Origin of the sequence: Pseudoalteromonas sp. CO109Y (genome assembly GCF_004208935.1) — a bacterium.
Taxonomy (GTDB): domain Bacteria; phylum Pseudomonadota; class Gammaproteobacteria; order Enterobacterales; family Alteromonadaceae; genus Pseudoalteromonas; species Pseudoalteromonas shioyasakiensis.
This window is the reverse complement of record NZ_SGPD01000027.1, coordinates 183,764-203,288: the sequence shown is the minus strand read 5'-3', so window position 1 is coordinate 203,288 and position 19,525 is coordinate 183,764. Positions and strand designations below refer to the sequence as shown.

The window sequence follows — 19,525 nt, the reverse complement described above, 5'->3', positions numbered from 1 at the left end:
ATCTAACCTGAACAATTGTATCAATTATTAAACCAATGAAGTCAAATTTATCTGCGTTGTTTAACTAGATTTTCACCCCTATAGTGTTATTAACGATGTTTAATACACAAAAAGGGATTCACTATGTCAGCTAAGAAAATTTTAATGGTACTCACTTCACATGATGAACTTGGCGATACCGGCCATAAAACGGGCTTTTGGGTCGAAGAATTTGCGGCGCCCTACTACGCATTTATTGATGCCGGTGCAGAGGTAACTTTAGCCTCTGTTAAAGGTGGCCAACCTCCGGTTGATCCAAACAGTGCAGCTCCTGATGCAGCCACCGATGCCACAAAACGCTTTGAGCAAGACAGTGCGGCAAAAACTTTAATGGCTAATACTAAACCTCTGGCTGAAGTTAAAGCCGATGATTTTGATGCGGTATTTTACCCTGGTGGCCATGGTCCGTTATGGGACTTAGTTGATAACCAAGATTCAATTAGCTTGATAGAGCAATTTCTTAACTCAGAGAAACCAGTGGGTGCAGTATGTCACGCCAGTGCCGTATTACTGAATGCGAAAAGTGCCGCTGGTAAATCTGTGGTATTTGATAAAAAAGTAACCGGCTTTAGTAACTCAGAAGAGGATGCCGTACAACTTACCAATGTTGTGCCATTACTTGTTGAAGATGAGCTAATCAAACAAGGTGGTCAGTATCAAAAAACCGATGATTGGGGCGAGCTTGCGATTGAAGATGGCCTACTAATCACAGGGCAAAACCCTGCAAGTTCTGAACTTGCTGCGAAAAAACTATTAACCAAATTAGGTTAAACTAGCTCAACATGACCTAGACCTTTAGTAAACACCTTGCATATCAAGGTGTTTACCTTCACTTTTAATAAGTTATACTCATTCGGTCACATTGATTTAAGAGCTTCTCATCATGACTGAAAAAAAAGCTGTCAAAATTCCTCCTATAAGTAGTAAGCGATTCGCAATTTTAGGCATTATGCTGATGTGCTTGGTACTGCAAATAATTAATACCCTACCCGGCATAAACTTAAACGGTTTAGGTATTTTGCCAAGGCAAATGTCTGGTTTATCAGGGGTGTTTTTTGCGCCATTTTTACATGGTGGCTGGGCACACCTTTTTAGTAACCTAGTGCCATTTGCTATTCTCGGCTGGCTAGTTTGCCAATTTAGCGTAAAACGCTTTTGGCTGGTGTTTGCAGGCACTGCGCTCATTGGTGGATTACTAGTATGGCTATTTGGCCGCAGCAATATTCATGTAGGGCTCAGTGGTGTTATCTACGGTTTATGGGGCTATTTAATTAGCTACGGCATTATGCACCGCTCATTCAAAGCCATTTTAATCAGTATTGCGGTTGTTGTGTTATACAGCGGCCTGATTTGGGGTGTCTTCCCGCAGCGCATTCATATTTCATTCGAAAGCCATTTATTCGGCGCAATTAGCGGCGCACTAATCGGCTATATTATGGCAAAGCGTGATAAGCAAAAGAGCCCTAAGCTTTAAACTGACAACTGAAAGCTGAAAGCTGAAAGCTATTAGCTTCTAGTCTCTTAATTTCATTGTCACCATCACAACGCCATGGTCGGTACTTTGATCATCATAGGCAAACTGGGGGTTGATCAAGTGCTGATCATAGGTGTGATAATCAACCACCTCAAAAAAGCTACCCTGAAACCCGGCATCAAACTCACGGGATAACAAAATATAATCAAATACTGAGCTACTACTACCAAAATAGTGGGTGGCTTCTCTGTCGTTCTCGGTGACAACATGGCGCTGATAGAGTTGCCAACTATCTTGTAGTTTGAACTCTGAACGAGATGGGCTATTTTGCCTATGACCGCTAAAACGAAGGTGGTCAGCGATTAAATGGTTAAGCACACCATCGTGTAACTCATTATTAAAGTCCCCCATCACAATCACAGGGTTATTGGTGTGTGCTCTGCGCTTAATGATTTCAACGAGTAACAGCGCTGCTTCACTGCCACGCTGCATGCTTGATGCCCAGCGCCCAAGGGCTTGTGATTTTAATTGCATTACTAAGTTTTGCTGTTCGCTGTGGCTTTCATCATCTTGGTGATGGAGCATGCTGCGCTTAGATTTAAAGTGCACTACATAGCAATCGACGTGTCCTAAGTGAGGTACTTCAAGTGTCGCGCGAATAATACTGCGGCTAAAGTTAAAATTATCGCTCAAGCCCATCGCTAAAATATCATCTTGCTCTGCCTCAACCTGACTGACAGCTACAATTTTATAGCGTGAGGCAATGGCCACAACCGGATCGCGATAAATAAAGTCATCAATCACCGTTGGCTCATCAACGACTGCAAAATAAGGGTAACCCTCTGCGTTAACTTGTTGTTTTAGTTCATTGATACTGAACACTTCTTGAAAGCCAATAATATCTGGCTGCTGATTTTTAAGGTAATCGGCCAACCAGCGCTGCTTTTTGGCCCACTGCTCAGCGCTATAAATGCGCTGAAAATCATAAAATGCGTCAGGTGGCGCTAAATAATTATATAAATTAAACGTTGCTACCTTTAATTGACTGTTTTTTATCACTTAACTCCTTATTCGTGTAACCACTCAGTGGCAATGATCGGATCTTCAAAGTATTTCACTTCGCCACTGATAAACCAGTTACCCACTTTGCTTGCCACTTGTTGCCAGTTTTTGTTACCAAGCACAGCTATACGGCAAAACTCTTTGTTATGTTTAAGGCCTAACTTAAAATCATCCCACGCCGCTTGTAACTCCCAGCCTTCTAACTCAGTAATATCAACATAGGCTCTTATTTTTGCACTCGGAACTGCTGCTACAGCATTATCTATAAGAGGAGTGAGAGTTTTATAATCCTCGTGGGTAAGCTTTCCGACTACTTTAATTGTGAGATAAAAAGTCGTGCCAGTTCGCTCAAGGCCAATGGCTAAACCATGCTTTTTCATGACATCCTCCTGGTTATTCATAATTAATAACTGTACTTCCCTTGCTCTATCTGATCAACTAGGATGGTAATCTCGTAATGACATTCATTAAAGCACAATTTAGGAGTTTCAATGAGTAATACCGACAGTTATACGCCACCTAAAGTGTGGCAATGGGATGCAGAAAACGGTGGTGAATGGGCGAAGACGAATCGTCCGGTCTCAGGTGCAACCCACGAGCAAGACTTGCCCGTTGGTAAACATGACCTACAACTCTACTCGCTTGCGACACCAAACGGCCAAAAAGTGACTATCATGCTCGAAGAGCTATTAGAGCTTGGTATTGATGAAGCTGACTACGATGCATTTTTAATTAAAATTGGCGATGGTGACCAGTTCTCTTCAGGGTTTGTAAGTGTTAACCCTAATTCAAAAATCCCAGCCTTAATGGATCACAGTACAACGCCCGTTACTCGCGTGTTTGAGTCAGGTGCAATTTTACAATACCTGGCAGAAAAGTTTGATGCGCTGATCCCAAGCGATCACGCTAGTAAAACAGAATGTCGAAATTGGCTATTTTGGCAAATGGGCTCTGCCCCATACTTAGGTGGAGGCTTCGGTCATTTTTATAGTTATGCCCCTTTCAAGATGCAGTACCCAATTGATCGCTTCACTATGGAAGTAAAACGCCAGTTAGACGTATTAAACCGTCATTTAAGCGACCATGACTACATGGCTGGTAGCGAATATTCAATTGCCGATATCGCTATTTGGCCTTGGTATGGCAGCTTGGTACTTGGCAATTTATACGATGCGGCAGAGTTTTTAGATGTTGAGTCATATAGCCATGTGATGCGCTGGGCAAAACAAATTGAGCGCCGCCCTGCAGTGCAAAGAGGTCGCAGAGTAAACAAAACATGGGGTGATGAAGCTGAGCAGTTAGCAGAGCGCCACTCTAAGGAAGATTTTTAAGGGCTTAAATGCCCTTTTTCATAAAAATAAAAAGTATGCAAAAGCTCAGTAAAGAAGATATCTACCAACGCCTCAGTAACACCGAGGATGCCCGTGCCTGCAAAGCAATTGATGAAGCTGCTTGTAAAGTAGTGCCCGGCAATTTTCTTACCTTATTAGTAAGCCAACTATTTAGTAAGTTTGCAGATGCCCTGTTAAACCCTAAAGTGACCCTGCCTTGGCTTTTACAAAGCATTAATGTACCAAGTAGTTTTATTGCTTGGCTTGTGCCTATTCGTGAGTCAGGCTCAATGTTGCCACAACTGGCCATCGCAAGTGCTATTCGTAGGCTGCCTGTCAGAAAGTGGGTATGGGTGATTGGCGCCATAGTGCAAGCTTTATGTATTGTAGGCATGCTTATTTGTGCTTTAACACTTCAAGGTGCAACGGCAGGTTTTGCTATCATCGCTATTTTGATTATCTTTAGCCTTGCTCGTGGCTTTAATTCCATTGCTGCAAAAGATGTATTAGGCAAGGTCATACCTAAACAACAACGAGGCAGCATTAGCGGTCTTGCTGCGAGTTTTGCAGGATTTGCAACGCTCACATTTGGTCTTGGTTTATGGTATCTACAAAGCCTTGGCTATGAAAATGGGGTGTATGTTGCTTTAATGCTGGCCGCTTTAATGTGGCTGTTTGCAGCGCTCAGTTATAGCCGCATTCAAGAATACAAGGGCGCAACCGAGGGCGCTGAAAACGGCTTTTTGCATGCTTTATCAAAATTAAAACTGCTTTACCAAGATAAACAATTTGCTCACTTTATTATCACTCGTGCGTTGTTGCTATGTTCTGCTTTGAGCGCCCCGTTTTATATCGTTCTTGCTAGTGAACAGGCTTTCGACTTTTCACTACTTGCTACGTTTATGGCGCTTTCTGGGCTTGCCAGCTTAGTCTCTGCGCCTATCTGGGGTCGACTAAGTGACTTATCGAGCCGCAAGGTATTAGTGTTTGCTGCAATGCTCGTCACCCTCAACGGTTTCGCCGTTTATTTAGTTGCTTATCTGAGCCCACAAACGCTCAATGAGTTTTGGCTATTACCGCTCTGTTATTTTTTACTCACCGTAGCTCATCAAGGGGTTCGCCTTGGTCGTAAAACCTACCTTGTTGATATGGCTGAAGGAAACAAGCGCACTGACTATGTCTCTGTTAGTAATACGGTGATCGGAGTTATATTATTACTGCTAGGTAGCGTCGGCTTACTAAATACCTACTTAACGACTGCTGAGTTAATTTTTTTCTACAGTATCTTAGGCTTACTTGGTGCAATTAGTGCGTGGTTTTTACCCGATGCCTAGACCCTACAGTAAAAAAAGCGCATAATCGCGCTGATTTTATTTCCAAAAAGGACTTACTATGAAAAAGGCAGCTCTTGCACTTCTTACGCTACTTACACTTTCTGCTTGTAGCACCAGTGTGCCTATTCGTAACTTTGACGCAAACCCTGTACCGCAAATGGCGTCTGGCCAACATGACCTTGAAAGTATCAAAACCAATATTTTAAAAGCATGTATGAAACTAGGCTGGACGTGTCGTTCAAATGCCGAAGGCCAAATCTTAGGTAAACTTGATATTCGTAAACACCAATTACGCGTTGATATTACGTTTAACGAGCAAGAATATTCTATTGATTACAAAGATTCGATAAACCTTGATTACAATGGCAAAAAAATCCACCGCCAATATATCAATTGGGTTACCAACTTAATGCGCAATATTGATGCTGAATTAGCTTATAAATAAAATTGACGCAGAATCAGGTATTAAAAAAGGCGACCTAGGTCGCCTTTTTCTTTGCTAATTCTAGTTTTTCAAGTTCTTATCGAAAAACTCTAAAAACGCTTTCAACGTTTTAATTCTATACGGCTGGTGCGATAAGTAATGATCGCCATCTTCGAGCTCAATGTAAGTAACATCTTTGCCTTCGTCTTTAAGTTCATCATCCATTTCACGACTATGATAAACAGGCACTACATTATCATCAGAGCCATGAACCAATAGCACCGGACGATTAATTTGCTTTGCAAAATTAACAGGCGACACTTTTTCTAGTTTATCGCCATCAGTTCCAAATTGCTTACGCACAATTTCTTTATTAGTGAAATAACGCGCTTTACTAACAATACGCTCAAGATCAGTAACGCCAGCAAAGCTTGCTGCACATTTGAATGTTTCTGGGTGTTTAACCACTGCCATTAATGCGGCATAACCACCATAACTTGCCCCGCCAATACAAATTTTATCTTTATTAGCGATACCTTCTTCAACAAGCCAATTCGCCGCATCTTGCAAATCATCTTGCATTTCTTTACCAAAACCTTGAACTGCAGCCATCTCAAATTCATGGCCATAGCCACTTGAACCACGAAAGTTTGGTTGCAGTACTGCATAACCATTATAAGCAAGTAACGCAGTCCAATAGTCAAAACCAGCGTAATCACGAGCCATTGGCCCGCCATGCGGGAACACAATAGTTGGTAACTTATCACCTTCTTTGTAACCCACAGGTAGAGTTAAATACCCTTCAATAGTTAACCCATCACGGGCTTTATAACTAATTTTCTTTTTACCGCTGTAAACAGTTTCATCAACATCTGGAAATGCCGAGGCAAATGCAGTTAATTCGTTAGAATCCCGGTCACCCAACATATAGGTACCAGGGATTTGCTCACCTGAAACGTAAACCACATATTGACGCTGTTCTTTACTGGTATCAATAATATCAATATCAAACTTATCTGCCGGCAATACAGCGCGTAAGCCATTATAAAGGTTGTTTAAATCTTCATCCCAGTAACGGATCCCCTCATCTAATTGAGAGTGCGTAAACCCTGCTACTTCACCTGTAAGAGATGAATAGAATATATGACCGTCGAAGTCATAGTTATCATCGCTGAACACTAACTCTTTTTTCATGGTCGTTAGGTCCATTTTATAAAGCGCATCATAGCCATCTTTAAGAGCTTTGAAGTAAAGAATATTAGGGTCTTTATCGAAGCCCAAAACAGTCACTACATCAGGGCTAAATGCTTTATATTTGAATAACGTTTTACGGTTATCTCGATCTTCGTCATAAAGAATATATTCAAATTCGTCTTCATCCATTTTTAGGGCAATACGCACATTACCTTGGCGGTCTGCTGTCCAATCAATCACTTTACTACGTGAGCGCTGAATTTTTTTCTTACGAAGTGTACTTAAATCAAGTTCATACACGCCAGGGGCATTGGCAACATCAAAATCACCTTGAACTAAAATTTTATCTTTTTTATCGGGTAAAAAGCTGATTACCTGATCACCAAATTGCGGTTGGCGTTCATCACGATTAAAGTTAGGCTTTATAGCCAGTTTCGCCTTGCCATCACCACCAATTTTATATGCATATAAACGGGTAGAGGTATATTTAGGGCCGCCAAATTGGCGTTGAATATAGCGGGCACCTAAAAGTAGTACCTCATCATTTGCCCATTCATACCAATCGAAGAAAATAGTATGATTATCTGAACGAATAATAGAATCAGCTTCTTTAGTTTTACGGTTATAAACCATTAAAACCAGCTCTCCATTTACATTTCGAATAAACGATAAATTTTTACCATTTGGCGAAAATTTTACTTGGCTAAAAGCGCGTAAAGAGGCGAATGATTCTACAGGGAGTTGTGTGTTTTCAGCAGCACGAGGCATTAAGCTCAGCACTGCAAAAAGAGTAAGCAGTAAGTACTTCATAATAAAGTCCATTTCTTTTTTATTGTCGCGGCAATAGTAACATTAAATTACAAAAAAAGACTAATTCAAAAAAATTAGACACCTCTTCCATTCGATTAAAACGAACGTAACGCTCGATTAATAGCATTATTAATTTAATTTTTGCTAATTATAATAGCTGCACAACTTCAGTTTTCTTAGGTGACATGATGAAAAAAGTACTTGTGTTAAATTCATCTTTAAATGGTGAACAAGGTAATTCAACCAAGCTTAGCCAACTATTTGTTGAGCAGCTTGCTAACAACCAACAAATTTCAGTAACAACTCGCGATTTAAGCGACAATGCGATTGCTCACTTAACGCAGACAGAAATGGCTGCTTGGATGACTGATGCAAACGAACGTAGCGATGAGCAAAAGCTACTTGCTGCAATTTCTGACGATTTAATTGCTGAACTTAACGATAACGAACTGATTGTTATTGGTATGCCAATGTATAACTTTAGTATTCCATCAACATTCAAAGCTTGGATTGATCGTATTGCTCGTGCTGGTATTACATTTAAATACACAGAGCAAGGCGCTGTAGGTTTAATTAAAGACAAAAAAGTAGTGGTACTTGCTGCGCGTGGTGGTGTATATCAAGGCACAGAGATGGATACACAAACTAAATACTTAAAAGATGTACTTGGTTTTGTGGGTATGACTGATGTTAACTTTATTTACGCTGAAGGCCTTGCAATGCCAGGTGCAGAGCAAAGCTTAGAAGCAGCACAGAACGAAATAAAGGCTTTCGCCGCGTCACTTTAATATGTGATTAATAAAGCTAGATATAAAAAAGCGGTCATCATGACCGCTTTGTGATTTACGCTGTGACCGATAACAGCGAATCACCTTCAGATAAACCAAACTTTTCTTGCACAGAGGCTAGAATCGCTTCTTTATCTTCTTCTCCCAGCTGATCAGAATATTGCGCTAACAGCTCATCTAAATAACTGACAACTTCTTCGCTATCAACCTGCTCAAGTGAATTACCACTTGGCGGCGGTGGTGGCGGACCAGGTGGACGCTCACCTTCAGGACGACCTAATTCACCGACTTCAGCGGCATCAAAGCCAGCTTCAGCCATAATTGCTTCCATTTCTTGACCCGGTTGAATACCCGCATCCATAAATGTTTGCATAATAGATTGTGCATCTTCTGCAGTTAAGTTTTCAGGATCAAACTGAGCTAAGGTTTCATTCATTAACTCTGTTTGCTCACTGGTCAACGGCTCTGCTTGGGGTCGTTGCATGGGCTGAAAATTCGCACCCGATGAAACACTGTTGATCATCGTTGATTTTCCTTACGTTTTGGTGGTTTATGGTTGTTGAACTCGTCTTCAGTTACTTCACCATTTTGATCAGCATCCATGTCATTAAAAATGGTTTGCAGCATATCTTCTGGCATAGGCTGTTCACTAAACTCAGTAAAATCAATCGCCCCATTGCCATCTATATCAATCGATGCAAAGTCAGGTCGCTGGGGTGGACCGCCTTGATGGTCGCGAGCAAAGCAAGCGGGCGCTGTGGCTAACAACGAAATAGCTAAAACAGAAAGTGCAGATAATTGCTTCATAGCGAACCTCTTATGTCATTCAATTGACCGTAAGCATAATCTGAATACCATCCAAAAGTGTGTGGGCAATATGCTACAAATGTGGAAACTTTGTGGATTGCTTTAGTAATTAATCTAAGTTGTGACTTGCTACGTATAAGCACCAAAGCAATTTTCAACTCCACGTTTATGGCAGGCTCAAAAAAACAAAAAGTAAATCTTGTTTGGTTTAAACGTGACCTAAGACTATCTGATCATCAGCCACTTGCCAGTGCAATTGCATCAGAGCTGCCTTGCTTACTTATTTACAACTTTGAGCCCCTATTACTCGAAGACCCCCATTACAGCTTTAGGCACTGGCGTTTTGTTGCTCAGTCACTTAAAGACATCAACCAACAGCTCGAAAAATATAACGCTGAAATCGCCATTTATAATCAAGAAATGATTACCTTGTTAGAAACCCTTAGTGAAAATTTTGATATCGCAGGGGTTTATAGTCATGAAGAAATAGGCCTTTACAATAGCTTTGAGCGAGATAATCAGGTCAAACGCTGGCTAAACAGCAAAGTAATTCCATGGCACGAAACGCCACTTGGAGGTGTAAAACGAGCACGACCTAAACAATTTGATTGGCAAACACATTGGCATGGCGTGATGAACCAACGTCTTGTAACGCCAAATTGGCAAGCATTTAATGCAGTTCTGCCTAATAATTACCAAGCAGCAACCTGTGCTGATGATTTTCTAAAGCACGACCCGCAGTTTCAATATGGTGGCCCTCATGCAGCCAGAGCTTGCCTACAGAGCTTTGTAGAAGAACGTGCAAAGAACTACCAAAGTGGCATCTCGAGCCCTTCCAAAAGTAGAGATTCATGCTCTAGGCTTTCGCCTTACTTAGCCTTTGGCAACTTGAGCCTCAGACAAGTTTATCAAACTCTAAAATACTATTTAGCAAAGCAGCCTTTAAGTTGGCGTCGCTCATTATATGCTTTCGAGTCAAGGCTTCACTGGCATTGCCATTTTATGCAAAAATTCGAAACTCAATGCAGCATGGAGTTTGCACCGCAAAATGCGGGCTACAAGCACTACCCTTATCGTGATGATGAACATGTTGCTGAGCACCTAAAGCGCTTTGAGCAAGGTCAAACAGGCATTCCAATTATTGATGCGTGCATGCGCTGCCTAGCAGCAACGGGTTACATTAATTTTCGAATGCGCGCTATGTTAGTCAGCTTTATGACTCATCATATGAACATTCATTGGCAATCCGTCAGCTTTATTTTATCGCGTTATTTTTTAGATTTTGAGCCTGGTATTCACTACCCACAAATCCAAATGCAAGCATCTGTCACAGGAACCAACACGATTCGTTTGTATAACCCAATAAAGCAATCTGAAGACAAAGACCCAGATGGCATATTTATTAAAACATGGTGCCCTGAGCTTAAAAACTTACCCATAGAAGATCTCCACCAGCCATGGCAACAGCCGCCAATGGAGGCCTTATTTAATAACTTTAAACTCGGCGAAGACTACCCTGAGCCTATGGTAGATATTGAACATGCAGCCAAACAAGCACGTGAGCGATTATGGTCATTTCGAGAACGTGATGATGTAAAGCGTGGCACAAAAGCCGTACTGAATAAGCATGTGATAAGCCTTAAAAGACAACGACATGGCTCATAAAAAGCTTAATTTACCCAGCAAAACCTGCCCCGTTTGCGACAGGCCATTTATGTGGCGTAAGAAGTGGCAACGTGACTGGGAGCATGTAAAGTACTGCTCAGAACGTTGCAAGCGTGAAGCAAAAAGAAATATTGGCGTTTAAGTTGCACTTATATCGTTAACTCATAGTTTTCGGCACAAAACCCTGAAAGCCTTTCACGGTTGTCGAAAAAATTTACAAAGGAGATGACGATGACGATTAAAAAATCTGCACATACGAGTTGGTCTGGTGATATTAAATCTGGCAAAGGCTATATTTCTAGTCAAAGTGGCGCGCTTGAGAAACAGCCATTTGGCTTTAACACTCGCTTTGAAGATAAGCCAGGTACTAACCCTGAAGAGCTGGTTGCAGCGGCACACAGTAGCTGTTTTAGCATGGCACTATCGCTTGCACTAACTGAAGCAGGCTTTGTCGCTGACGACATAACCACCAAAGCAACAGTGAGCCTTGATGAAGTTGATGAGGGCTTCGAAGTGAGCCACATTGCACTTGATGTTAGTGCAAAGATAAAAGAAATTTCGAGCGAAAAGTTTGAGCAACTTTGTGAGCAAACCAAGCAGGGCTGCCCTATTTCTAAACTGATGAATGCCGAAATATCACTCACCACAACGCTTAACTAATCTCTGTAGGCCAAGCACTGCTTGGCCTTTTCACAAACTAACAGACCCACAACACTTTATTACAATGTAAGTAGCTGCTTGTTGTATTATCTTTATGAAATAAAACCAAATACAACAAGGATATGTATGTTTAAACAACTAGCCCCTATTGCTCTGGCAATACTTGCTTATTCAAACAGCTCTATCGCAACAGAACAACAGGTGAGTAAACAATGGTTCAATAGTATCGACTATACGCACATAGAGAATCACAGATATAGTTTTAATGCTTACCAATTAGTGAGTCATTACTACTTTGAGGAGCAACAGAGCTCTGGGGTACTTGATGATTATGGCTACCTAGATACAGATTCAAACATTCGAGTGAATTACTTTAATAGCGATTACACTGATTATCTTGGCTTGTTTGGTGAAGGATTTTATAAAAACTGGTTTGTTACAGGTGAAATTTACGATGTTGATTATGCTGATGACTATACCTTAGGAATAGGCTATTTATTTGCCGATGCCTTAAAAGTCTCTGTAAATAGGGATGTACGTGAATATGGTGATGATTATTTCCGCTTAAAAGCGCAGTATAACCTCCAAATAAACGATAAGGATTACCTTGGTTTTAGCGCAGAAACAGATGATGAACTCGACGTTTGGAATATCTCTGCCAGATACTTTAATCATTTAAGCGGCAGCCATTACATTACCGTCGATGTTGGCCACCAAGACAGCCTTTATGATTCAGCAAGCAGTGCCATGATCAGCTACTACTTCGGCGATCACTATGCCATAGGCGCAGGTTTGGATGATTCTGAACTCGTTTTACAAGGCAAGTACTTTATTAATGATAAATACTATTTAACCGCGAATTACACTGAAAGCGGCTCTGCTGAACTTTATAACCTTAAGTTTGTTGCCCAGTTTTAAACTGATATGAGCCAACAGCTTTAAACAAAAACGCCACTATAAAGTGGCGTTTTCAGTTTATAGAATTACATATTACCTAGTTTCATCATCATTGCAGTGTACATTTTTAAGTTCAGTGCTAACTGCTCTTCAGTAATAAACTCATGCTCTGAGTGACCTGTGTACTTTTTACCTGGCATTGATGGACCAAATGACACCGCATTATCAAATAACTTAGCATTTGTGCCACCACCAATTGACACAAAGCCCGCGTCTTTATCGCCGGTAAAGTGCTTAAAGATATCGAGTAATGCTTCTGCATGAGGCGCACCATCTAACAGCATTGGCGTACCAATTACCACTTTAGTGTCTTTTAAGGTGACATTATTAGTGGTTTGCCAAGCGCTAAGCGCTTCATTAATTTGCTGCTTAAGCACAGCTTCTTGTTTACCTACCGGACGACGCATATTAATCGACAGTTTAATGTCGTTACCGTCGCGGCTTAATAAGGTTGGCGAAACCGTCATCGGGCCCATAAAGTCATGCTTGTAACCAATTTCACCGAATTGCGCGCCGTATAAATCAAGACCAATTAGCTGATTGATAAACTCAATTGCTTGACCATCGCTATTGTTCTCAAGATCAATACCTTTAAAGATTTCTGCAAGGTGCGCAATAGCATTTTCACCCGCTTCTGGCTCAGATGAATGCGCTGAAATCCCCTTCACTTGGACTAACAAGCCATTGTCTTGCTCTGTCATCGCCACTTTGACGTTTTTAAGCTTAGCGACATTATCGTGCAATTTAGCCACAGTTGCCGCATCAGCGTTATGTACTAACACGCTGGCATCTTCAGGGATTTGGCTAACAAAGGCACCGCCTTTTAAGTCACTAACATATAAGCCTGTTTGTGCAGAGGTCGCTGAGAAAGTCGGGGCAATTAAGCTCCAGCCTTTTTCTGCAACAACCACAGGGTATGAAGCATCAATAGTGACAGCGTATTTTGGTTGCTGATAGGTTTTCATGAACTCTTCGAGTGGTGCCCAGTCAGACTCTTCTGCAAGGTAAACCATTAATTCAATACGGTTATTTAATGTAATACCCTTGTCTTTAATCGCCTTCATCGCATGCAGTGCAGTCGCAATTGCACCTTTATCATCTTCTGTACCACGTGCAATTAGCTTTCCTGGCTCAGAGGTTTTATCCATTTCAAATGGACTTTGCTGCCATTTACTGGCGTCTGCTGGTTGCACATCACCATGGGTTACTATGGTTACTTTGTCAGCTTGGTTACCCATGCCAATTAACACTGTGTAGCCTAAATCTTGATAATCAAAACCAAACTGCGCCGCTTTCATTTTTAAGAACGACTTAAAGCCAATGAAATCTGGATTATCTGGAGTCGCTAGACCTTCTTTATTTACCGTTGGGTACGAAACTAAATTCTCTAAGGTATGAATTTGCGCTTGTTGATATTGCTCTACCGCGTAGTTAGCCAGCTTTTCACTTTGCTCAGACACAGCAGCCTGACTAGAGAAAGCACTTAATAAAAATGCAGCAAGTAATGAATGTTTCAAGATAAGCTCCAGAGTTTAAGAAGGTTTTTAGAAAGTCGCCTTGATTGTAACGCTTATAACGCCGACATAACATCTCTAATTCAAGCAAAATAGATCGCTTAAAAATACCAACAAGGTACAATAGCCACTCACCCTATTAATTCGTTTGTTAGACTCATGAACCGCAGAAAAAAGATCTTCACTAAACTTAAGCAAAAAGATAAGCGCGCCAATGCAAAATTGCATAAAAGCAATAAACCGGCCTACATCTCAAAGGCAGAACGCGAAAAGTTAGCACAGCAAGAAGCTGAGCAGGAAAGTTAAAATACCTAGCGGTCAGGTTGTAGGCGCGATTTTACATCGCGCAATATAAAAAGATAACGCGCGAAATAAATTTCACGCCTACATCAAAAAACGTGGGAGCGGCTTTAGCCGTGAATAAAATAAAGCTGTTCGGCGTTAAAACGCCTCCTACACCGTAGGCGTCAAGCTTGCTTGGCGCGTCTCAAACGCCACCACAAAACAAACACCCTCGCGCGAAATAAATTTCACGCCTACAGCACCTCAATTCACATTTGTATCGGATACGTGATCTGACTCGCTAACTTTACTCTCGTAGCTAGATACTCTGGTTTTCAAACTGAAAGCTGAAGGCTCGTCATTTTCTTTTCTTTGTGCAATCTGGTTTCGCGCGTAGAAATTTCACGCCTAGCAACTCAACTGTTTTCACACTCATTCACAAATTGTGCTTCACATAGTTCCGATTTTTAAGTATTTTAAAATTAATAAAATAACAACAATAAGATACAAGGGAATGAGACGTTTATTGCTGCTTAGCTGTGCGCTTTTGTTAAGTGCATGCTCATCTAAAGTTACAAACATAAAAGAAGACCGAGACACACTATCTAAAGCCGATGAAGGCTACCTACTGATTGGCATTGAAACTAACCGTAGTTTAAAAGCCATTTATATTGATGGCCCAAAGTCGCTTGTTCTTACGGCTAAGGACATTCGAAGTGGTAGCAATTATATTTTAGCGAATCTACCACTGGGTGATTACACCATCACACGCTTAAACTTAAATCGATATTCCTATCTTGAATTTGATAACGATGAAGAAAGTTGGCAATTCACCCTTTCTGCTAAAAAAATCAACTATGTAGGTCATTTAGATATTTCCACGATAGGTTTTTGGTATACCCGCTCTCACATTGTTTTAGAAAACAGAAGCTCTGAAGCACTGCAATACATGGAACAAAACTTCCCAACGATTTTGTCTGGTCGCTCGCTAAATTATGGCGGCCCAGGGGAGGACTCATTCTTTGATTATTTGGAACAAACATTTTCGCAGCAGGAAGCAAAATAATGAAAAAGCTACTTATCTTATTATTTTTTATCTTTCCCTTGCATGCTGAAATATTATCGAGTGAAGACTTAATGTATTCGCCCGATCAAAGCCAAGTTAAAGTATCGCCCAGTGGCCGTTGGATCAGCTTTTTAGAAGCGCAAGAAGACAAAACCAAAACCCTCAATATCATCGATATGGATTCGATGAAAATGTACTATATCGTCAAACTCGACGAGGATAATGATTTTTACAATTATCAATGGTTAACAGACGATGATATTTTTATCAGTGTAAAAAGTCGCGATAGTGACGATTTTGAAGTCGTCGTGAATGTTATTGAAGGCGAAAAAAAACCAAAAATTGAACAGCATAGAGTTAAAGCAAAAGGCTACATCGTAGATAGGTTACTCAGTGATCCTGAACATATCTTATTTGCTAAACCTGATAAGAAAAACACACTGCTTTATCAAGTGCCCTTAACAGCTTTATACAGTAATGATTACAGCTCTTATACTCCTATAGAAAAAGGTTTAAAAGGTGCCTATAGCTATTTCTTTGACGAGCACAAACAGCAGCTTTTTACTGCAAAATTTGATGAAGATGAAAAGAGTTTACAGTTCTTCTATAAGGTTATTGGCAATAAAAAGTGGATCCCGATTTTTACTCTCACTGACGCAGATTATCAGTTTTTACCAGTTGGATTTACAGACCAAGATCACCTTGCCGTCATTACCAACAAAAATACCGATAAGAGCCAGGTGAGCCTTTTTAATATTAACACGCAAGAAATCACCGACACACTTTATCAACATCCAAAATATGACATTCAGTCCGCTGAGCTTGATGATAATGGCAAACTTATTGCTGCCTCGTATATCAAGCATGGTAAATATACTACCGATTATTTTATTGACGCCTATGAGCAATTGCATAGCAAAGTTGCGGAAGCTTTAGGAGACGAACAGTTTTTTTGGGTTGATAGCTCTATCGATGGTAAGACACAAATTTTATTCAGTCACTCAGCCACCGTACCTGGCAAATACTATTTATACCAATCAGAAACAAATCACATGGAGTTACTGTTTTCTGTAGCCAAAAATAAAGACGCAACGTACGCTAAAACAACGTTTTTTAACTTTAAAGCCTACGATGGAACTAACCTAGAAGGTTACTTAACCAAACCTATTAACAACGATAAGCAGGTATTATTAGTGATGCCACATGGTGGCCCAATAGGTATTCGTGAAAGTGATGAGTTTAGCCCTGAGGTGCAATACCTTGCCTCTCGAGGCTTTACTATTTTACGTGTTAATTTCAGAGGCTCAGCAGGGTTTGGTAAAGAATTTTTAGAAAGCGGTGTTGGTCAATTTGGTAACCTTATCGAACAAGACATTTCTGCCGCAGTGGCAGAAATTCTTTCACAATATAGCTTTAAACATACCTGCTCTATTGGCGCAAGCTATGGTGGTTATTCTGCGGTGATGCTGGCAATTAAACACCCTGATATTTACGAATGCGTGATTGCAAGTTTTGGTATTTATGACTTACCTCTACTGTATAACGCAAGTAATATCGCTTTAACTAGAGATTATCAAGAGCTTATTGAGCGTACTGTTGGTGAATATAACCAAGATTTAAAAGATATTTCCCCCGTCTATCAGGCTACATCTTTAAAAGCCCCTGTTCTTATTATTGCTGGCAAACAAGATGAAATATCGGGCTTTGAGCAAAGTAATCGCTTTTACTATGTTTTAAAGCGTTTAGGTCATGATGTTGAAAAAGCGTTTTTCGAACGCTCTGGGCATGGTCATCAGATTTGGTATTACGATCAAGTAGAAGCAGCTTTAGCTAACGACTTTCTTGAAAGAAAACTTAATCTAAACAGTACATTGACTAATTATACTGAATCAGAAAAGAAAGCGGTTCAACGTGATGCCATATTGTTAGCAGATACTTTTGACAGTAAAACTATAGAAACTGATCGTAAAAAAGAAAGCTTTGACTACTACCAATTAGCTGCCAACTTAGATCATGACCGAGCAATGTTTAATGTCGGTAGTTATTATCATCGTGGTGATAATAGACCAATCGATATCAAAGAAGCTATTGAGTATTACTCTCGAGCGGCAGAATTAGGCTATGAGCAAGCGCTGGAGCGTTTAGGCTATATATACTCTGTGAGTAAGCTAGTTAAACCGGATTATCATAAAGCAAAAGAGTTCTTTCAAACAGCCTTTGATAAAGAACATAGTGTTGATAATGCATTTAACTTAGCCTCTATCTATTGTATCGCTGATAATGAAATCAGAGATGTAGATAAGTGTTTATCTATGCTTAATAGCTATGCAAATAAAGTTGATCATGAATCTCGTCAACATGTTCGAGAACAAATATCAATCATTATGCAAGAAGGAAACTACTCCGAGAATGAGCTAAAAGGTCTTCACAGTGTCTTAGCTAAGCTTTATGGCTTGAATTACCCGAATGCTATTTTGGAGTTAGAACGCAAAGGATTATTTAAACTAGTACTTTCCGATAAGTTTAACGGTGAACCTGAAATAGAACAGCTATCAAAGCAATTAGATTTCATCTATAAACTCGATGATGAACAACGCTTTGGCATAGAGTTTTACATGAATCGTGATGGCCTCGATACTCGTAGAGATCGACTTGTTGTGTTTACCAAATGGCACTTCACTCCTGACGATAAAGCGCTCAATGATTTTGTTTACTATCAGACTCTGTGGGGCGACCCAATTACCGAATGGTCTACCTACCGCACTTTAGATGAAACATCGACGCCAGGTACGTGGACATTAAATGTGATGGGCGCAAACCAACAGTTGCTCTATCAAAACACCTTTAAAGTGACAGCTATCAACTAAACTCAAAATGCGCAATTTCAATCAGGTAACGACTTAGGGGCCATGGCAAACTGGCCCCACTTCTGAAAAGCATTAACGAGTAACCATGAAAACGAAGCAACAACAACGCATTGAGCTGGTCTGTGACTACATTAGCCAGCATCTTGATGAACCTTTATCACTGGAGACACTCAGTGAGGTGGCATGTTGTTCGAAATATCATTTTCATCGTTTATTTGTCGCTGGAGTTGGCCTAAGCGTTACCAAATATGCACAGCTTGCGCGCTTAAAGCGTGCCTCATTTCGACTTGCATTTGAACATCAACTTAAAATTATTGATGTTGCATTAGAAGCACAATTTGATAGCCCAGAAGCATTTAGCCGTGCTTTTAAGCGCACCTTTACGCAGTCGCCAAGCGAATTCAGAAGCAAACCAAACTGGCCTAATTGGCACACACAGTTTGAATTTTCATTACCTGACAAAAAGGTTTCCCCTATGAATGTAAACATTGTTGATTTTAAAGCACAGCCGGTGGCTTTATTAACCCACCATGGCGCTGCTAATACCCTGATGAATACCGCTGCACAATTTATTGAGTGGCGCAAAGAATCAGGCTTTTCACCTGTTAAAACCAGTAACACGTATGGGATCCCGTATAGCGATCCGGCCACCACTGAAGACGATGCGTTTCGTTTTGACTTCGCAGGCAGTATCACCTCACCGATTACTGAAAACCCGCAAGGTGTGCGAAATGGTGAAATTCCAGCAGGACGCTGCGCCGTTGTTCGTCATAATGGCTCTCATGACACCATTAGCGATACAGTTTACTACTTATACCGTGAATGGCTGGTGCAAAGCGGCGAAGAAGTCCGAGACTTCCCTTGCTTCTTTCATTACCTCAACCTCATCCATGAAGTTGATGAATGTGACCTGCAAACGGATATATATTTGCCGATAAAATGATTGCGAGATGCGAGATGCGAGATGCGAGATGCGAGATGCGAGATGCGAGATATTGTAGGCGCGATTTTATATCGCGCAATATAAAAAGATAACGCGCGAAATAAATTTCACGCCTACATCAAAAAACGTGGGAGCGGCTTTAGCCGTGAATAAAATAAAGCACCCTCGCGCGAAATAAATTTCACGCCTACGACAGCTTATTTCACATTTGTATCAAGCACGTGACCTGACTCGCTAACTTTACTCTCGTAACTAGAAACTCTGATTTTTAATCTGAAAGCTGACGGCTGATAGCTGACAGCTCTCTT

20 protein-coding genes are annotated in these 19,525 nt (G+C 40.8%); 14 read left to right on the top strand and 6 right to left on the bottom strand.

The genetic code is table 11. The features are described 5' to 3' along the window. The first annotated feature begins 123 nt into the window (after positions 1–123). Positions 124–810, top strand: coding sequence for a type 1 glutamine amidotransferase domain-containing protein (locus EXT43_RS10820; protein ID WP_105174669.1), 687 nt, complete (start codon positions 124–126; stop codon positions 808–810). 112 nt (positions 811–922) lie between these two features. Then, positions 923–1,513 carry a rhomboid family intramembrane serine protease gene (locus EXT43_RS10815; protein ID WP_105181122.1) on the top strand — a complete coding sequence of 197 codons (591 nt, stop codon included), beginning with the start codon at positions 923–925 and terminating at the stop codon, positions 1,511–1,513. A gap of 39 nt (positions 1,514–1,552) precedes the next feature. Here the strand turns inward: EXT43_RS10815 and EXT43_RS10810 are convergent, their stop codons facing one another. Then, on the bottom strand, positions 1,553–2,572 hold the full coding sequence (locus EXT43_RS10810) for an endonuclease/exonuclease/phosphatase family protein (RefSeq protein WP_130166963.1): 1,020 nt from the start codon (positions 2,570–2,572) through the stop codon (positions 1,553–1,555). An 8-nt stretch (positions 2,573–2,580) separates the two neighbouring features. Then, a complete protein-coding gene (locus EXT43_RS10805) occupies positions 2,581–2,955 on the bottom strand; it encodes an STAS/SEC14 domain-containing protein (RefSeq protein ID WP_058585519.1) in 375 nt (124 codons plus the stop codon). A 111-nt stretch (positions 2,956–3,066) separates the two neighbouring features. On the opposite strand from EXT43_RS10805, the gene yghU reads away from it, so the two are divergent. From yghU to EXT43_RS10790, 3 genes are read left to right on the top strand one after another with little or no spacing between them, the layout of a single operon-like run. Then, complete coding sequence (gene yghU / locus EXT43_RS10800; protein ID WP_063529842.1) at positions 3,067–3,906, top strand: glutathione-dependent disulfide-bond oxidoreductase; 840 nt, start codon at positions 3,067–3,069, stop codon at positions 3,904–3,906. Positions 3,907–3,941: 35 nt separating this feature from the next. Continuing rightward, a complete protein-coding gene (locus EXT43_RS10795; RefSeq protein ID WP_055021473.1) occupies positions 3,942–5,240 on the top strand; it encodes an MFS transporter in 1,299 nt (432 codons plus the stop codon). A 58-nt stretch (positions 5,241–5,298) separates the two neighbouring features. Beyond that, entirely contained in the window at positions 5,299–5,685 is a 387-nt protein-coding gene (locus EXT43_RS10790) for a hypothetical protein (protein ID WP_054561969.1), read from the top strand. A 60-nt stretch (positions 5,686–5,745) separates the two neighbouring features. On the opposite strand, the gene EXT43_RS10785 is transcribed toward EXT43_RS10790, so the two are convergent. Beyond that, the gene (locus tag EXT43_RS10785) at positions 5,746–7,668 is read right to left on the bottom strand and encodes a S9 family peptidase (protein WP_054561970.1); all 1,923 of its coding nucleotides are present in this window, start codon (positions 7,666–7,668) and stop codon (positions 5,746–5,748) included. Positions 7,669–7,856: 188 nt separating this feature from the next. On the opposite strand from EXT43_RS10785, the gene EXT43_RS10780 reads away from it, so the two are divergent. Further along, positions 7,857–8,456, top strand: coding sequence for an NAD(P)H-dependent oxidoreductase (locus tag EXT43_RS10780; protein ID WP_130166962.1), 600 nt, complete (start codon positions 7,857–7,859; stop codon positions 8,454–8,456). A gap of 55 nt (positions 8,457–8,511) precedes the next feature. On the opposite strand, the gene EXT43_RS10775 is transcribed toward EXT43_RS10780, so the two are convergent. Continuing rightward, on the bottom strand, positions 8,512–8,979 hold the full coding sequence (locus tag EXT43_RS10775) for a hypothetical protein (RefSeq protein ID WP_054561972.1): 468 nt from the start codon (positions 8,977–8,979) through the stop codon (positions 8,512–8,514). Further along, on the bottom strand, positions 8,976–9,263 hold the full coding sequence (locus EXT43_RS10770) for an EF-hand domain-containing protein (RefSeq protein ID WP_055021451.1): 288 nt from the start codon (positions 9,261–9,263) through the stop codon (positions 8,976–8,978). Before EXT43_RS10770 ends, EXT43_RS10775 begins: the two co-directional genes overlap by 4 nt. A gap of 168 nt (positions 9,264–9,431) precedes the next feature. Between EXT43_RS10770 and EXT43_RS10765 the strand changes: the two genes are divergently transcribed. From EXT43_RS10765 to EXT43_RS10750, 4 genes are all read left to right on the top strand, one after another. Then, positions 9,432–10,928 carry a deoxyribodipyrimidine photo-lyase gene (locus tag EXT43_RS10765; RefSeq protein ID WP_130166961.1) on the top strand — a complete coding sequence of 499 codons (1,497 nt, stop codon included), beginning with the start codon at positions 9,432–9,434 and terminating at the stop codon, positions 10,926–10,928. Further along, complete coding sequence (locus tag EXT43_RS10760) at positions 10,918–11,070, top strand: DUF2256 domain-containing protein (RefSeq protein ID WP_082401584.1); 153 nt, start codon at positions 10,918–10,920, stop codon at positions 11,068–11,070. The genes EXT43_RS10765 and EXT43_RS10760 overlap by 11 nt, the downstream gene beginning before the upstream one ends. Before the next feature lie 89 nt (positions 11,071–11,159). Beyond that, the gene (locus EXT43_RS10755) at positions 11,160–11,588 is read left to right on the top strand and encodes an OsmC family protein (RefSeq protein ID WP_055021449.1); all 429 of its coding nucleotides are present in this window, start codon (positions 11,160–11,162) and stop codon (positions 11,586–11,588) included. A 126-nt stretch (positions 11,589–11,714) separates the two neighbouring features. Continuing rightward, positions 11,715–12,506 (top strand): putative porin, encoded by a 792-nt coding sequence (locus EXT43_RS10750; protein WP_130166960.1) that lies wholly within the window; start codon positions 11,715–11,717, stop codon positions 12,504–12,506. Between the two features lie 65 nt (positions 12,507–12,571). On the opposite strand, the gene EXT43_RS10745 is transcribed toward EXT43_RS10750, so the two are convergent. After that, the gene (locus EXT43_RS10745) at positions 12,572–14,062 is read right to left on the bottom strand and encodes a dipeptidase (protein ID WP_130166959.1); all 1,491 of its coding nucleotides are present in this window, start codon (positions 14,060–14,062) and stop codon (positions 12,572–12,574) included. A 156-nt stretch (positions 14,063–14,218) separates the two neighbouring features. On the opposite strand from EXT43_RS10745, the gene EXT43_RS10740 reads away from it, so the two are divergent. The 4 genes from EXT43_RS10740 to EXT43_RS10725 all read left to right on the top strand — a co-directional run bounded on the left by EXT43_RS10740 (position 14,219) and on the right by EXT43_RS10725 (position 19,217). Next, a complete protein-coding gene (locus EXT43_RS10740; protein ID WP_064971746.1) occupies positions 14,219–14,365 on the top strand; it encodes a DUF2986 domain-containing protein in 147 nt (48 codons plus the stop codon). Between the two features lie 490 nt (positions 14,366–14,855). Then, positions 14,856–15,407: a hypothetical protein gene (locus EXT43_RS10735; RefSeq protein WP_130166958.1), complete on the top strand. Its 552-nt coding sequence runs from the start codon at positions 14,856–14,858 to the stop codon at positions 15,405–15,407. Then, the gene (locus EXT43_RS10730) at positions 15,407–18,274 is read left to right on the top strand and encodes a prolyl oligopeptidase family serine peptidase (protein ID WP_130166957.1); all 2,868 of its coding nucleotides are present in this window, start codon (positions 15,407–15,409) and stop codon (positions 18,272–18,274) included. The genes EXT43_RS10735 and EXT43_RS10730 overlap by 1 nt, the downstream gene beginning before the upstream one ends. A gap of 85 nt (positions 18,275–18,359) precedes the next feature. Then, a complete protein-coding gene (locus EXT43_RS10725; RefSeq protein WP_130166956.1) occupies positions 18,360–19,217 on the top strand; it encodes an AraC family transcriptional regulator in 858 nt (285 codons plus the stop codon). Positions 19,218–19,525 lie beyond the last annotated feature (308 nt).